The 15678-nt window shown below is 67.5% G+C and carries 14 protein-coding genes; 13 read left to right on the top strand and 1 reads right to left on the bottom strand.

Annotated elements, in window-relative coordinates:
* Positions 1-20 precede the first annotated feature (20 nt).
* The 11 genes from KGA65_RS09805 (at position 21) to KGA65_RS09755 (ending at position 10389) form a co-directional block, all read left to right on the top strand.
* Positions 21-1493 (top strand): DegQ family serine endoprotease, encoded by a 1473-nt coding sequence (locus KGA65_RS09805; RefSeq protein WP_225862964.1) that lies wholly within the window; start codon positions 21-23, stop codon positions 1491-1493.
* Positions 1494-1904: 411 nt separating this feature from the next.
* Complete coding sequence (lepA, locus tag KGA65_RS09800) at positions 1905-3713, top strand: translation elongation factor 4 (protein ID WP_225862963.1); 1809 nt, start codon at positions 1905-1907, stop codon at positions 3711-3713.
* 7 nt (positions 3714-3720) lie between these two features.
* Positions 3721-4689, top strand: coding sequence for a signal peptidase I (gene lepB, locus KGA65_RS09795; protein ID WP_225862962.1), 969 nt, complete (start codon positions 3721-3723; stop codon positions 4687-4689).
* A 17-nt stretch (positions 4690-4706) separates the two neighbouring features.
* Entirely contained in the window at positions 4707-5084 is a 378-nt protein-coding gene (locus KGA65_RS09790; RefSeq protein ID WP_225862961.1) for a DUF4845 domain-containing protein, read from the top strand.
* A 14-nt stretch (positions 5085-5098) separates the two neighbouring features.
* Complete coding sequence (rnc, locus tag KGA65_RS09785; RefSeq protein ID WP_225862960.1) at positions 5099-5797, top strand: ribonuclease III; 699 nt, start codon at positions 5099-5101, stop codon at positions 5795-5797.
* A 30-nt stretch (positions 5798-5827) separates the two neighbouring features.
* Positions 5828-6760: a GTPase Era gene (gene era, locus KGA65_RS09780; RefSeq protein ID WP_225862959.1), complete on the top strand. Its 933-nt coding sequence runs from the start codon at positions 5828-5830 to the stop codon at positions 6758-6760.
* 17 nt (positions 6761-6777) lie between these two features.
* The gene (gene recO / locus KGA65_RS09775) at positions 6778-7584 is read left to right on the top strand and encodes a DNA repair protein RecO (protein ID WP_225862958.1); all 807 of its coding nucleotides are present in this window, start codon (positions 6778-6780) and stop codon (positions 7582-7584) included.
* The gene (locus tag KGA65_RS09770) at positions 7581-8372 is read left to right on the top strand and encodes a pyridoxine 5'-phosphate synthase (RefSeq protein WP_225862957.1); all 792 of its coding nucleotides are present in this window, start codon (positions 7581-7583) and stop codon (positions 8370-8372) included. Before recO ends, KGA65_RS09770 begins: the two co-directional genes overlap by 4 nt.
* Positions 8373-8376: 4 nt before the next feature.
* Entirely contained in the window at positions 8377-8796 is a 420-nt protein-coding gene (gene acpS, locus KGA65_RS09765) for a holo-ACP synthase (protein ID WP_225862956.1), read from the top strand.
* Positions 8793-9860: a beta-N-acetylhexosaminidase gene (nagZ, locus tag KGA65_RS09760; protein ID WP_225862955.1), complete on the top strand. Its 1068-nt coding sequence runs from the start codon at positions 8793-8795 to the stop codon at positions 9858-9860. Before acpS ends, nagZ begins: the two co-directional genes overlap by 4 nt.
* Before the next feature lie 40 nt (positions 9861-9900).
* Positions 9901-10389, top strand: coding sequence for a c-type cytochrome (locus KGA65_RS09755; RefSeq protein ID WP_225862954.1), 489 nt, complete (start codon positions 9901-9903; stop codon positions 10387-10389).
* 79 nt (positions 10390-10468) lie between these two features.
* Here the strand turns inward: KGA65_RS09755 and KGA65_RS09750 are convergent, their stop codons facing one another.
* Positions 10469-13240 (bottom strand): Rne/Rng family ribonuclease, encoded by a 2772-nt coding sequence (locus tag KGA65_RS09750; RefSeq protein WP_225862953.1) that lies wholly within the window; start codon positions 13238-13240, stop codon positions 10469-10471.
* A gap of 793 nt (positions 13241-14033) precedes the next feature.
* Between KGA65_RS09750 and KGA65_RS09745 the strand changes: the two genes are divergently transcribed.
* Both KGA65_RS09745 and KGA65_RS09740 read left to right on the top strand, forming a co-directional pair.
* A complete protein-coding gene (locus KGA65_RS09745; protein ID WP_375142626.1) occupies positions 14034-15002 on the top strand; it encodes an RluA family pseudouridine synthase in 969 nt (322 codons plus the stop codon).
* Between the two features lie 12 nt (positions 15003-15014).
* Positions 15015-15677, top strand: coding sequence for an HAD family hydrolase (locus KGA65_RS09740; protein ID WP_225862951.1), 663 nt, complete (start codon positions 15015-15017; stop codon positions 15675-15677).
* Position 15678 lies beyond the last annotated feature (1 nt).

Here is a 15678-nt window from a genome sequence, read left to right as displayed (position 1 = left end):
TCGTGCATAGAGGAGAGTGCATGTCGAGCCTTGGATTCCAGGCCCAGGGGTTGGGCTGGCGGCGGACCGTGGTCGCAGGCTGGCTGGGGGTGAGCATTGCCCTGTCGGCCGGCGCTGCTCACGCGGCGGACCCGGCCACACGGGGGCTGCCGGACTTCACCGAGCTCGTCGAGCAGGTCGGCCCGGCCGTGGTGAACATCCGCACCGAAGAGAAGGTGCATGCCGATCCCCGCAGCGCCCAGGTCGATCCGGGGTTGGCGGAGCTCTTCCGTCGCTTCGGTATTCCGCTGCCGCCCGCCACGCCGCCGGCCGATGGCGGTGAGGACAACGGCGAGTCCGACGACGAGCCCCTGCGGCGGGGGGTGGGTTCAGGGTTCATCCTGAGTGCCGACGGCCTGATCATGACCAACGCGCATGTGGTGTCGGGAGCGGACGACCTGACCGTCACCCTGCCGGACAAGCGCGAGTTCAAGGCCAAGTTGGTGGGGGCCGACAAGCGCTCCGACGTGGCGCTGGTGAAGATCGAGGCCAAGAACCTGCCGACCGTGAAGATCGGCGACGTGGGCAAGCTCAAGGTGGGCGAGTGGGTGATCGCCATCGGCTCACCGTTCAATTTCCAGAACACCGTGACCGCGGGCATCGTCAGCGCCAAGCAGCGCGACACCGGGGAACTGCTGCCCTTCATCCAGACGGATGTGGCGATCAACCCGGGCAATTCGGGGGGGCCGCTGATCAACATGCGCGGTGAGGTCGTGGGCATCAACTCCCAGATCTACAGCCCCTCGGGTGGTTATGCGGGCATCTCGTTCTCGATTCCCATCGACGAGGCGATGCGTGTGGCGGACCAGTTGCGCACCAGCGGACGGGTGGTGCGCGGGCGCATTGGCGTGATGATTGCCGAGGTTACCCGTGAGGTGGCCGAGTCGATCGGTCTGGGCAAACCCCAGGGCGCGATGGTGCGGGGGGTGGAGCCTGGCTCGCCGGCAGAGAAGGCCGGGCTGGAGGCGGGCGACATCATCGTCAAGCTCGATGGCAAGCCGCTGGACAAGGCGTCCGACCTGCAGCGTGGCGTCAGTGCCCTCAAGCCGGGCAGCAAGGCCATGCTGCAGGTGTACCGCCGGGGCGGCTACAAGGACGTGGCCATCACGGTGGGTGAGTTCGAGCCGGACAAGCCGGCCGCCAAGGAAGGCGACAGCGCCGCGCCTGCTGCGCGCAATGTGCTGGGGCTGACGGTGGCCGATCTGAGCGAGGCTCAGAAGCGGGATTTGCGGCTCAAGAGTGGCGTGCAGGTCACCAAGGCCGAGGGGCCGGCCGCCAAGTCCGGCTTGCGCGAAGGCGATGTGGTGCTGACGCTGGAGAACACCGAGATCCGCGACGCCAAGCAGTTCGCCAGCCTGGTGGCCAAGCTGGACAAGAAGGCGCGCGTGACCTTGCTGGTGCGCCGCGGTGAATGGGTGAACTACGTGATCATCCAGCCAACCGCCGGCCGGTGAGTTCACCGAGCCCCCTCTTGGTTGACTGCAGTTCAAGGTCTTTCTGCCTGGCGAAATGCCCCCCGGGGGCGGTGGCGATGCTGCCCCCCGGTTTTCCTTGGTGATGTGGATAAGTTGTTGACAACTTTTGTCGATCCCGCCTTGGAACGGTTCATTCCCACCACAGCAGGGCATTGCGTCAGGGGGCTTTTCGCTACAATGAAGGCCCAACAAGCAGTTGCCATACGTTTTGTTGGAAGGCGCGTCTCCTCTTGGACGTGCCTTTTTTTTAGCCGCGGCGTTCGCGGTGCGTTTTCCCGGTTCTGAGCCGGGCCAGCACCCCCCCTCGTTCGCGGGCCTCCGCCTTCCACAGTCGTCCCGGTCACCCGAACCCAGGCAGATCCGACGGCCCATCGCCGACTTTTGAACCGCATGGACCACATCCGCAATTTCTCCATCATCGCCCACATCGACCATGGCAAGAGCACGCTGGCAGACCGTCTGATCCAGCGCTGCGGCGGCCTGAGCGACCGGGAGATGGAGGCCCAGGTGCTCGACTCGATGGACATCGAGCGCGAGCGCGGCATCACGATCAAGGCCCAGACCGCTTCGCTGCAGTACAAGGCCCAGGACGGCCAGATCTACAACCTGAACCTGATCGACACCCCGGGACACGTGGACTTCTCCTATGAGGTCAGTCGCTCCCTGTCAGCCTGCGAAGGGGCTTTGCTGGTGGTGGACGCCAGCCAGGGCGTCGAGGCCCAGACGGTCGCCAATTGCTACACCGCGCTGGACCTGGGCGTGGAGGTCATCCCCGTCCTGAACAAGATGGACCTGCCCCAGGCCGATCCGGACCGGGCCAAGGAAGAGATCGAGGACGTCATCGGCATCGACGCCTCCGAGGCCATCCCCTGCTCGGCCAAGACGGGGCTGGGCATCGACGACATCCTGGAGGCGGTGGTCGCCCGCATGCCGCCGCCCAAGGGCGACCCGGAAGGCCCGCCGCGGGCGATGGTGATCGACGCCTGGTTCGACAACTACGTCGGCGTGGTGATGCTGGTGCGCATGGTCGATGGCCATCTCTGCAAGGGGGAGCGCATCCGCATGATGGCCACCAGCGCGGTCTACCCGATCGAACACCTGGGCGTGTTCACGCCCAAGAGCGAGAGCCGCGATGCCCTGCGGGCGGGTGAGGTGGGGTTCATCATCTGCGGCATCAAGGAACTGGCGGCCGCCAAGGTGGGCGACACCGTCACGCTGGAAAAGAAACTGCCCAACAACGCCGGCCCGGCCACCGAGGCCCTGCCGGGCTTCAAGGAGATCCAGCCGCAGGTGTTTGCCGGGCTGTACCCGACCGAGGCCAGCGAATACGACCAACTGCGCGATGCGCTGGAGAAGCTCAAGCTCAACGACAGTTCGCTGCGCTTCGAGCCGGAAGTCTCGCAGGCGCTGGGCTTTGGCTTCCGCTGTGGCTTCCTGGGCCTGCTGCACATGGAAATCGTGCAGGAACGGCTGGAGCGCGAGTTCGACCAGGATCTGGTGACCACCGCCCCCAGCGTGGTCTACCAGGTGGAACTGGGCGATGGCACGGTGATCGACGTGGAGAACCCCTCCAAGATGCCGGACCAGGGCCGCATCAAGGAGATCCGCGAGCCCATCGTCACGGTGCACCTGTACATGCCGCAGGACTACGTGGGCGTGGTGATGACACTGTGCAACCAGAAGCGCGGTGTGCAGCTCAACATGGCTTACCACGGCAAGCAGGTGATGCTCACCTACGAGTTGCCACTGGCCGAGATCGTGCTGGACTTCTTCGACAAGCTGAAGTCCGTCTCGCGTGGCTATGCCTCGATGGACTACGAGTTCAAGGAGTACCGCGCCGCCGATGTGGTGAAGGTGGACATCCTGATCAACGGCGACCGTGTCGACCCGTTGGCGATGATCGTGCACCGCAGCCAGAGTGCCTACCGCGGCCGGGCGGTGGCCGCCAAGATGCGCGAGCAGATCCCGCGCCAGATGTACGACGTGGCGATCCAGGCGGCCATCGGGGCCAACATCATCGCGCGCGAAAACATCAAGGCGCTGCGCAAGAACGTGCTGGCAAAATGCTACGGCGGTGACATCACCCGCAAGCGCAAGCTGCTCGAAAAACAAAAGGCCGGGAAGAAGCGCATGAAGCAGATCGGGACCGTCGAGGTGCCGCAGGAAGCCTTCCTGGCCATTCTCCAAGTGGATGAGTAACTCCCCCATGAGTGCATTGACCGCCGTCCTGTACGGCGCCCTGATCGTCTATCTGGGCGGTTGGTATCTGGATCTCTGGTTCGGCAACTTTGCGCTGCTGCTGTTGATCCTTTCCGTGGTGACCGGCATCTACTGGGTGGCCGAGAAGTGGCGCTTCCAGCCTCGGCGCGAGGCTGCGGCCCGCACGCTGGAGGCCCAGGATGCCGCCCGCCGGGCCGAGCTGTCCAAGCTGGGCATCGACAAGGTGGATGGCGACATCGCCGCCGCGCGTGAACAGTTGCTGCGCCAGCCCTGGTGGCTGGACTGGACCGCGGGTCTGTTCCCGGTGATCATCGTTGTCTTCGTGATGCGCTCATTCCTGTTCGAGCCGTTCAAGATCCCGTCGGGGTCGATGATCCCGACGCTGCAGATCGGCGACCTGATCCTCGTGAACAAGTTTCACTACGGCATCCGCCTGCCGGTGATCGACAAGAAGATCATCCCCAACCAGGACCTGGCCCGTGGCGACGTGGTGGTGTTCCGCTATCCGGTCGATCCGCGGCTGGACTACATCAAGCGGGTGGTTGGCCTGCCCGGCGACGAGGTGTCCTACCTGAACGCCCAGCTCAAGATCAACGGTCAGCCGGTGCCGACGCAGGCGTTGGGCGATGCCTACGACGACGAGAGCATGCGCTACATGGCCCAGTTCAGCGAGAAGCTCGGCCCGGTGGAGCATGCCATCCAGCGCCGCCCGCAGGTGCTGCCGTTCAATGTGGACGCGCCGCGCCAGTTCCCGTTCCGGGAGAACTGCCGCTACAGCATCGAGGGTTTTGTCTGCAAGGTGCCGGCCGGTCATTACTTCATGATGGGCGACAACCGCGACAATTCGGAAGATTCGCGATACTGGGGCTTCGTGCCGGATGAGAACATCGTGGGCAAGGCGGTGTTCGTCTGGATGAATTTCCGCAACCCCAGCCGCATTGGCAGTTTCCACTGAGGCCCACCATCATGGCGATGTCCGTCCGATCCCCGCACCGTTCCAGCTATCTGCGTCAGCGTGGCCTGTCGCTGCTCGGCCTGCTGTTCTGGGCGGTGCTGGTCGGGATGCTGGCCGTGCTCGCGATGAAGGTGCTGCCGACGATGAACGAGTACTTCACGATCCAGCGGGCGGTGCAGAAGATCGCGGATTCCGGCACCAACACGGCGCCCGAGATCCGCAAGGCCTTCCAGGCCCAGCAGGATGTCGAGTACTCGATCAGCACGATCGGCGCCGATGACCTGCAGATCGACACCAGCGGCGACCACGTCAAGATCAGCTTTGCCTACGACAAGCAGATCGAGCTGTTCGATCCGGTCTACCTGCTGATCAAGTACCACGGCGGCAACCGCTGAAAGACCCTCTGTCCATGCCTGCACGTCACGAACTCCTGCAACAGCGTCTGGGCCACCGCTTCCAGCGGCCCGAGCTGCTGCAGCGGGCCTTGACCCACCGCAGCTACGGCGCCGAGCACAACGAGCGCCTCGAATTCCTCGGCGATGCGGTCTTGAGCCTGGCGGTCTCGCGTCTGCTGTTCGACCGCTTCGGCGATTCGGACGAAGGCGATCTGACCCGTGTGCGGGCCCATCTGGTGCGCGAGGACAGCCTGCACAAGGTGGCCTTGCAACTGCACCTGTCCGACGAATTGCGCATGTCCGAGGGCGAGGCCCGTGGCGGTGGTGCCCAGCGCGCCTCCATCCTGGCCGATGCCATGGAGGCCGTGATCGGGGCCGTCTACCTGGACGGCGGGCTGGAGGCGGCGCAGGCTCTGGTCAAGCAGCTGTTCGGCGAGGTGATCGACTCCACCACCGCGGACAGCTGGCGCAAGGACCCCAAGACCGAGCTGCAGGAGTTGCTGCAGGGGCGCCGCCTGCCGGTGCCCAGCTACCGCATCGTCGCCACACGTGGCCAGGCTCACGCCCAGACCTTCGAGGTGGAGTGCGCGGTGCCCAGTCTGCAGCTGACGCAGTTGGGCGAGGGGCGTTCCCGCCGTGCCGCCGAGCAGGAGGCCGCGCAGAGGATGCTGGCACTGCTGCAGAGCGATGCCGGTGCCGGCCCGCACGACTGAGTCCCGTTTTTCCCCAGCCGAAGGTCCCTCGTGGCATCTGAACCGTCGTCCGTCCCTCTGCCGCCGTCCGAGGTGAATGGCGTGCCCACCCGCTGCGGCCTGATCGCCATTGTCGGTCGCCCCAACGTGGGCAAGTCCACGCTGATGAACGCCCTGGTGGGGCAGAAGATCAGCATCACCTCCAAGAAGGCGCAGACGACGCGGCACCGCATCACCGGGGTGCGCACGGTGGACGAGGCCCAATTCGTCTTCGTGGACACCCCGGGCTTCCAGGTCAAGCACGCCAACCCGCTCAACCGCACCCTCAACCGCACGGTGCAGTCCACCCTGTCGGATGTGGACATCGTGCTGTTCCTGGTCGAGGCCGGCCGCTTTGGCCTGGATGACGCCAAGGTGCTGGCGCTGATCCCCGAGGGCAAGCCCTGCGTGCTGATCGCCAACAAGCTCGACGCGGTACAGCGCCGAGCTGATCTGCTGCCTTGGCTCAAGAGCATGCAGGAACGCCATCCCTTCGCCGAGTTCGTGCCCATGTCGGCCCAGAAGCAGGCCGATGTGGACCGCTTGTTCGCCATCCTCAAGCCCTACCTGCCCGAGCAGGAGTGGTTCTATGACGAGGACGCGCTGACCGATCGCAGCGAGAAGTTCCTGGCCAGCGAGATCATCCGCGAGAAGCTGTTCCGCCTGACTGGCGACGAGCTGCCCTACACCTCCACCGTCGTGATCGACAAGTGGGAAGAGGAGGGCGCGCTGCGCCGCATCGCCGCCACCATCGTGGTCGAGCGTGACGCCCACAAGGGCATGATCATTGGCGAGAAGGGCGAGCGCCTGAAGCGCATCGGCACCGAAGCGCGCCAGGAGCTGGAGCGCCTGATGGAGGCCAAGGTGTTCCTGGAGCTTTACGTCAAGGTGCGCTCCGGCTGGGCGGCCACCGAGGAACATCTGCGCAGCTACGGCTACGAGTGAGCCGGGCGGCTCCTGCCATGTCCTCCCGCCGTGCCACGGCGCCCGCGCCGGCCTATGTGCTGCACCGCTACGACTGGAGCGAGACCAGCCTGATCCTGGACCTGTTCACCCGGGACCATGGCCGCGTGACCGTGGCTGCCAAGGGCGCCAAGCGCCCGTATTCCCAGCTGCGCCCGGTGCTGTTGCCCTTCCAGCGCCTGCTGGTGGCAGCCAGCCGGCCCGCCAAGGACGACAGCGCCGACATCCTGACCCTGCGCAGCGCCGAGTGGGCCGGGGGGCAGCCCATGCTGGCCGGCGCGGCCCTGTTCAGCGGCTTCTACCTCAACGAGCTGCTGATGAAGCTGCTGGCACGGCACGATCCGCATGTGCTGCTGTTCGATGCCTATGCCGCCACGCTGCCGGCGCTGGGGGCGGCCGACGACACCCTGACCCAGGCGGCGCTGCGGGCCTTTGAGATCGTGCTGCTGCGTGAGATCGGGCTGCTGCCGCCCTTGGACCAGGTCTCCGCGTCCGGTGCAGCGCTGGCGGCGGGCCTGCCCTACCAGCTGCGACCCGAGCTGGGGCTGGTGGCCGGGCAGGCGGACGAAGCGGCCCTGTCGGGCCGGCAGTGGGCCGCCTTTCAGCAGGCACTGGACCATGGCGCGCTGTCGGAGTTGCAGACGCTCTGCGCGCAGGCCTTGCCCGTGCTCAAGAGCACACTGCGGGGCCTGCTTCACTATCATCTGGGCTCGCCCCGGCTGCGCACGCGCGATGTGATGATCGATGCCCAGCAGCTGATGGACGTGCCGGTGCCTCCATCGTCCCCGTCATCCCCCACACCATGAATCCGCTCGTCGCTCCTGAAGCCGGTGCCCACGCTGGCGCCGGCACCGCCCTGTCCGTCAACCTGAACAAGGTCGCTTTGCTGCGCAACACCCGTCACCTGGGCATTCCCAGCGTGACCCGGGCGGCCGACATCGTGCTGACGGCGGGGGCCCGGGGCATCACCGTGCACCCGCGGCCCGACGAGCGCCACATCCGCGGCAGCGACGTGCACGAACTGGCCGAACTGCTCCAGGCCTGGCCGGCGGTCGAGTTCAACATCGAAGGCAACCCGCTGCACAACCTGATGGACTTCGTCCGGACCGTGCGCCCGCACCAGGCCACCTTCGTGCCCGACACGGTGGGGCAGTTCACCTCCGACCATGGCTGGAATCTGCCGGCCGATGCACCTGTCCTGAAGCCCCTGATCGACGAATGCCATGCACTGGGGGTGCGGGTGAGCCTGTTCATGGACCCGTTGCCCGAGGCCATGGCCCATGCGGCGGCGCTGGGCGCCGATCGGGTCGAGCTTTACACCGAAAGCTGGGCCGCGGCCTGGGGCACACCGCAGGCCGAGGCCGTCGGCGCGCAGTTCGCTGCGGCGGGGCGGGCGGCGCTGGCGGTCGGCCTGGGCTTGAATGCCGGCCACGACCTCAACCGCGACAATCTGGCCGACTTTCTGCGGCTCGTGCCCGGCGTGCAGGAGGTGTCGATCGGCCATGCGCTGATCGCCGATGCGCTGGAGCTGGGCTACGACGCCACGGTGCGGGCCTATCTGGCCTGCATCCGTCAGGTGCAGCCCCGGGCCTGACGCCATGGTCGTGGGCATCGGCACCGACATCTGCGACCTGCGTCGCATCGGCGAGGTGCTGGCCCGCAAGGGCGATCGTTTCGCCGAGAGGGTGCTGGGGCCGACCGAGTGGCAGGTCTTCCAGGCCCGGCGGGCCCGGGCGGCCAGCCGCGGCCTGGCTTACCTGGCCACCCGCTTCTCGGCCAAGGAATCCTTCTCGAAAGCGATCGGCCTGGGCATGCACATGCCGATGACCTGGCGCGCCTGCGAAATCCTCAACCACCCCAGCGGCCAGCCCTTTGTGCACCTGTCGGGCGCTCTGGCCGACTGGTTCGCGGCGCGCGGTTGGCGCGCCCATGTCACCCTCAGCGACGAGACCGACTACGTGGTCAGCTTCGTCGTCGTCGAAACCGCTGCCGACGCTGCCGCGTCCTTGTCCGCATGAACCACCACCACAGCCCCGTCATCCTCGACATCGCCGGCACCACGCTGAGCGACGACGACCGTCGCCGTCTGGCCCATCCGCTGACCGGCGGTCTGATCCTGTTCACCCGCAACTGGCAGCACCGGGCCCAGCTGACCGCGCTGATCGCCGAGGTCAAGGCGCTCCGCGAGGACCTGCTGGTCTGCATCGACCACGAGGGCGGAAGGGTGCAGCGCCTGCGCACCGATGGCTTCACCCACCTGCCGCCGATGCGCCACTACGGCGAGCTGTGGATGCAGGATGCAATGCGCGCCACCGAGGCGGCCACCGCGGCCGGCTTCGTGCTGGCCAGCGAGCTGCGGGCCTGCGGCGTGGACCTGAGCTTCACCCCGGTGTTGGACCTGGACCACGGAGAGAGCAGCGTGATCGGCGACCGTGCCTTCCACCGCGATGCCCGGGTGGTGACGCTGCTGGCCAAGAGCGTGATGCATGGCCTGTTGCTGGCCGGCATGGCCAACTGCGGCAAGCACTTCCCCGGGCACGGCTTCGTGAAGGCCGACAGCCATGTGGCAGTGCCGGTGGACAAGCGCTCGCGCAAGGCCATCCTGGCCGAGGATGCCCAGCCCTATGGCTGGCTGGGTGGGGCCCTGGCCAGCGTGATGCCGGCCCATGTGATCTACCCCAAGGTCGATGCGCGGCCGGCCGGCTTCTCGCCGGTCTGGCTGCAGGACATCCTGCGCCGCCAGATGGGCTTCGAGGGGGCGGTGTTCAGCGACGACCTGAGCATGGAAGGCGCCCGCTTCATCGAGGGCCGTGCGGTCAGCGCGACCGAGGCGGGCATGGCCGCGCTGCAGGCGGGGTGCGACCTGGTGCTGCTGTGCAACCAGTCGCTGGTGGCCGGGGGCCAACCGGTGGATGAACTGCTCGACGGGCTGATGGCGGCCCAAAGCCGGGGAGAATGGGTGCCCGAGGGCATCTCGGAACAGCGCCGGCTGGCCTTGCTGCCGCAGACCGAGCCGCTGCCCTGGGATGAGCTGATGATGGCACCGGCCTACCAGCGCGCGCTGGAACGGCTGATGGGCTGAGAGGCCCCCACGGCCGAACGACGACAAGGACATGAACACGATGACGCAAGAATCTTCCTGGCGCCGCCGGGGCACCTGGCTGGCGGTCGCCGCGCTGGCGGCGCTGGCCAGCGGCTGTGCGATCGAATGGCAGAACCGCGAACCGGCCCGGCAGCTGGCCAAGGCGGCCCAGCCGCAGGGCTCGGTCTATGGCGGTTGGCGGGTGTTCGAGGCCCGCTGCGCCGCCTGCCACGGTGCCGATGCGGCCGGTGTGGTGGGGGGCGGGCCGAACCTGCTCAACCGCGTGTCCGAACTGGGCGAGCGTCGTTTCGTCGGCTTGGTGCTCAACCGCTATGACTGGGGGCTGCCGCCCCAGCAGGCCGACCGCAATGCGCTGGTGGACGAGGTGATTGCCGGCCGGCAAGGGGTGGTGACGATGCCGGCCTGGTCGGGCGAGCCGGTGGTGACCGCGCACATCGCCGACCTCTATGCCTACCTGTCGGCCCGTGCGGCTGGCACGGTCGGTCCGGGGCGTCCCAGCCAGCCCTGAGCCGGCCCGCCGGCAGCGCTTTGCGCCAAAAAGAAAACGGCCCCCGCGGGGGCCGTTTTTCATGGGGCGTGACGCCCGATCAGGTGCGCGGAGCGTCGAAGGGCAGGGTGATCTGGCTGAGGTCCTTGCGGGTCTCCACCAGCACCAGCGGACCTTCGTCCGCCACCACCACCGGCGGCCGTTCACGCGGCACATGGACCGGCTTGGGCTCGGCCGCGATGGCTTCCTGCACCACGCGCACCTTCTCGGCGTCCGAGTTCACCCAGGTCAGGCCCGCCGCATCGGCAATGCCTTGCAGCTCGGTGATGGCCAGCGTGTAGGTCGGCACGACGACGGGCGCAGGCGTCGGTGCGGACACCGGCGCCTGGGGCGCCACGACCGGCTCGGACGGGGTCTCGACCACGACCGTCGCCACGGGTTCGGCCGTCTCGGTCGGCTCGGCGTTGTCCGTCACCGGGGCGACCGGGGCTTCACCCTCACCCTCGACGCGCTCGCGGCGCGGACGGCGGTTGCGACGGCCACGGCCCTCGCGTTCACCGTCCGGCGCTTCCGCGGTTTCGGTCGTCACCGGAGCAGCTTCTGCTCCGGCGGCAGGCGTCTCCTCGGCTGTGGTGGAGGCGGTCACCGGTGTCGTTTCGACGGCTTCACCGCCCTCGACCAGGGTCTCGCCGTTCAGGCCTTCGCCTTCACGACCGCGGCCACCGCGACGACGGCGACGGCGGCCACCGCTGCGTTCACCATCGGCCAGGACCTGCTCCGGCGTGCCGCCTTCCGGCAGGTCCACCAAGGCATTGGCTGGCACTTCCTGCTCGGCGCGCGGCTTGCGTTCGCTGGTGGTGGTGTCCAGGGCTTCGGTCCGCTCGCTGGCACCGCGGCGGTTCTCGTTGCGGTTGCCGCGGTTGTCCTCGCGGCGCGGCTTGTTGCCCTCGCCACGGCCGCCTTCGGCGCGCGCACCGCCGTTGCGGCTGCCATTGCCCTCGCCACGGCCGCCGCGTTCACCGCGTTCGCCCCGGTCACGCCGGTTGCCGCCATTGCGGTTGCGCTCACGCTCGCCTTCTGGCTTGGTGGCCGGCGTCGCTGCCGGCTCCGCCTTGGCGGCCGGTGCCGGGGCGACTTCGGTGCCAAAGAGCTTCTTGATCCAGCCGAAGAAGCCACCGGTGGCCGGTGCCGGGGCGGGCGCGGCGGCCGCCGGGGCAGCGGCCGCAGGCGCGGGCGCCTGCACCGGCGCGGGCGGTGGCACCTGCGGGGCGGGTTGGTCGGGCAGCACGCCCTTGATCACCGGTTCCTGCTTGGGCTTGGCCTTCTCGCGGCGCGAGATCGACACCTCGTCGTCGGGCTCCTGGACCATCGTGTAGCTGGCCTGCAGGTTCTCCAGGCGCGGGTCGTCGTGGCGCAGGCGCTCCAGCTTGTAGTTGGGCGTCTCCAGGTGCTTGTTGGGCACCAGCAGCACGGTGATGCGCTGCTGCATCTCGATCTTGGTGATCTCGGTGCGCTTCTCGTTGAGCAGGAAGCTGGTGACCTCGACCGGCACCTGCACATGCACGGCGGCGGTGTTTTCCTTCAGCGCCTCTTCCTGGATGATGCGCAGGATCTGCAGCGCGGAGGATTCGGTGTCGCGGATGTGGCCGGTGCCGTTGCAGCGCGGGCAGGTGATGTGGCTGCCCTCGGACAGGGCCGGGCGCAGGCGCTGGCGGCTCAGTTCCAGCAGGCCGAACTTCGAGATCGAGCTGAACTGCACGCGGGCGCGGTCGAAGCGCAGGGCGTCCTTCAGCCGCTGCTCGACATCGCGGCGGTTCTTGCTCTCCTCCATGTCGATGAAGTCGACCACGATCAGGCCACCCAGGTCGCGCAGGCGGCACTGGCGGGCGATTTCATCGGCCGCTTCCAGGTTGGTGCGGGTGGCGGTTTCCTCGATGTCGCCGCCACGGGTGGCGCGCGCCGAGTTCACGTCCACCGCGACCAGGGCCTCGGTGTGGTCGATCACGATGGCGCCACCGGAAGGCAGGTTCACCGTGCGGCTGAAGGCCGTCTCGATCTGGTGCTCGATCTGGAAGCGCGAGAACAGCGGAGCGTCATCGCGGTAGCGCTTCACGCGATGCGCCGACTCGGGCATCACGTGGTTCATGAACTGCTGGGCCTGATCGTAGATGTCGTCGGTGTCGATCAGGATCTCGCCGATGTCGGCGGTGAAGTAGTCGCGGATCGCGCGGATCACCAGCGACGATTCCTGGTAGATCAGGAAGGCACCCTTGCCCACCTTGGACGCGCTGTCGATGGCGTCCCAGAGCTTGAGCATGTAGTTCAGGTCCCACTGCAGCTCGGCCGCGGTGCGGCCGATGCCGGCGGTGCGGGCGATCAGGCTCATGCCCTTGGGGTACTCGAGCTGGTCGAGGTTCTCCTTGAGTTCCTCGCGCTGCTCGCCCTCGATGCGACGGCTGACGCCACCGCCGCGCGGGTTGTTGGGCATCAGCACCAGGTAGCGGCCGGCCAGCGAGACGAAGGTGGTGAGCGCCGCACCCTTGTTGCCTCGTTCTTCCTTCTCGACCTGGACCAGCAGCTCCTGGCCGTTGGAGATGACGTCCTGGATCTTGGCGTCCTTGACCGAGGCGCCTTCCTTGAAATACTGCTTGGAGATTTCCTTGAAGGGCAGGAAGCCGTGGCGGTCCTCGCCGTAGTCGACGAAGCAGGCCTCCAGCGACGGCTCGACGCGGGTCACGACGGCCTTGTAGATGTTGCCCTTGCGCTGTTCGCGACCTTCGATCTCGGTCTCGAAGTCGATCAGTTTCTGGCCGTCGACGATCGCGAGGCGCCGCTCTTCGGGCTGCGTCGCGTTGATCAGCATGCGTTTCATGTGCACTCCTGTCCACGTGCGGCCGGCAAGCCGGACGCACGAACCGGAGGCGACGGCGGGCTGTCATGGGAAGGGACAGTCCGGCCGGCACCTCGAACGATGCACGAGAAACACCGATGAAGCCGGAAGAAGGAATCGCCCTGGACTGTCCGAAGCGCCGCTCGTGGCGGGCTCAGGAGGACAGCGTTGGCGCGTGCGCCCGATTGGCGGAACCCCGGGGGCCGGCAGGTGCATCACCTGGGCGCACGGCCAGGGCCGTGGGCACGCGCGTCCGCACAAGCCACTCCGGTGCAACACCGGGGCCTGTCAACGGAACGCCATCAGGAAACGACAACATGCGGAACAACGGATTCGTTCGATCGGAACGCCGGGCTCGATCCCTGGACCGGAAGTCGGTCTGGGCGTCGGGCCCGCTGGAAACCTTTTTGACGGACCCCTGCACGAGGCAGGGCGGCACATTCGATATCTCTCTGCCACCTCGGTCCGGAGGGCCGCCGATCACGTCGGGATCGGCCATTCCCAGGGGACCCAGGTGTTGCATCACCTTGTGGCGCGCCTGAATTCTGCGCGCCTGACCACGATACTACCCGGAGTGCTCGAGGTAAACTCTGAAAAATCAAGCACTTAGGGCTCAATCGTGGCTCAGACCATTATAAAGGCGAAAAAACGGCCCGCCACGGCCCGTCGTTCATCATCCGCGCACAGCGGTGTGGAATCGCGTCCGGCCACCCGTGCACCGGCCCAAAAGTCAGTGATCACTCCAGCAGAAGACCCGACGCCAACAGCGCTGTCGGTGCGTCTGGTCACCATTGATGAGCGCTCCGCCGGGCAGCGGCTGGACAACTTCCTGCTGCGCGAACTCAAGGGCGTGCCCAAGACCCACGTCTACCGCATCATCCGCTCCGGCGAGGTGCGGGTGGACAAGGCCCGCGCCGGCGCCGACACCCGGCTGGAGGAGGGCAACGTGGTGCGGGTGCCGCCGGTGCGCGTGGCCGAACCCTCGGTGGCCGCCGCCGCGCCGGTGCCGGCGCGCGAGTTTCCGGTGCTCTACGAGGACGATCAGCTGTTGGTCATCGACAAGCCCGCCGGGGTGGCGGTGCATGGCGGCAGCGGCGTGAGCTTTGGCGTCATCGAACAGCTGCGGCAGGCCAGGCCGCTGGCCAAGTTCCTGGAACTGGTGCACCGGCTGGACAAGGAAACCTCGGGCCTGCTGATGCTGGCCAAGAAGCGCAGCGCGCTGACCACCCTGCAGGACCAGTTCCGCCAGCGCGAGACCGGCAAGACCTACGCGGCGCTGGTGAGCGGCAGCTGGCCGGCGCGCACCAAGGTGATCGACGTGGCGCTGCACAAGTACCTGACCGCCGACGGCGAGCGCCGGGTCAAGGCGGTCGCGGCCGATGACGCGGACGGCCGGCGCTCGATTTCGCTGGTGCGGGTGGCGGGCCGCTACGCGGGCTTCAGCCTGCTGGATGTGACCATCAAGACCGGCCGCACGCACCAGATCCGGGTCCATCTGGCCCATGAGGGACACCCCATCGTCGGCGACGAGAAATACGGTGACTTCGCCCTCAACAAGGCGCTGGCGGCTGGTCGCGCGGTGGCCGGCCTGCGCTTCGAGCGGATGTTCCTGCATGCCCGGCGGCTGGCCTTCAACCATCCCGTCACCGGGGAGCGCATCGAGCTCGAAGCCCCCTTGCCGCCGGAATGCGAGACACTGCTGGCCCATCTGCCGCCCGCCACCACGCCTGCTGCGCCGGCCTGAGGCCCCATCACCATGACCCGTTCCCGCCGCTTTGACCTCATTGCCTTCGATTGGGATGGCACGCTGTTCGATTCCACCGCGCTGATCGTGCGGTGCATCCAGCGCGCTTGCCGTGACCTGAACCTGCCCGTGCCCAGCGACGAGCAGGCGGCCTACGTGATCGGGCTGGGCCTGCACGATGCGCTGCAGAAGGCTGTGCCGGGCCTGTCGCCCGAGCGCTACCCCGAGCTGGGCCAACGCTATCGGCAGCACTATTTTGCGGCCCAGCACGAGATCAGCCTGTTCCAGGGCACGCTGGAGATGCTGCAGGCCCTGAAGGACCGGCACCATTGGCTGGCGGTGGCCACTGGCAAGAGCCGGCGTGGCCTGGACGAAGCCCTGTCCAGCACCGAGCTGAAGGGCGTGTTCGACGCCAGCCGCACCGCCGACGAGACGGTTTCCAAGCCGCATCCGCGCATGCTGGAGGAGCTGATGGCCGAGTTCGGCATCGCGCCCGAACGCACGCTGATGATCGGCGACACCACCCACGACCTGGAAATGGCCCGCAATGCGCGCACGGCCGCCGTGGGGGTCAGCTTCGGCGCCCATGACGCCGCGGCCTTCGCACCGTTGCACCCCCTGTTCGTGGCCCACAGCACGCCGGAGCTGCACGCCTGGCTGCTGGACAATGCCTGAC

Source organism: Ideonella benzenivorans (assembly GCF_020387415.1).
Lineage (GTDB): Bacteria > Pseudomonadota > Gammaproteobacteria > Burkholderiales > Burkholderiaceae_C > Ideonella > Ideonella benzenivorans.
This window is presented reverse-complemented; position numbering and strand designations above follow the sequence as displayed.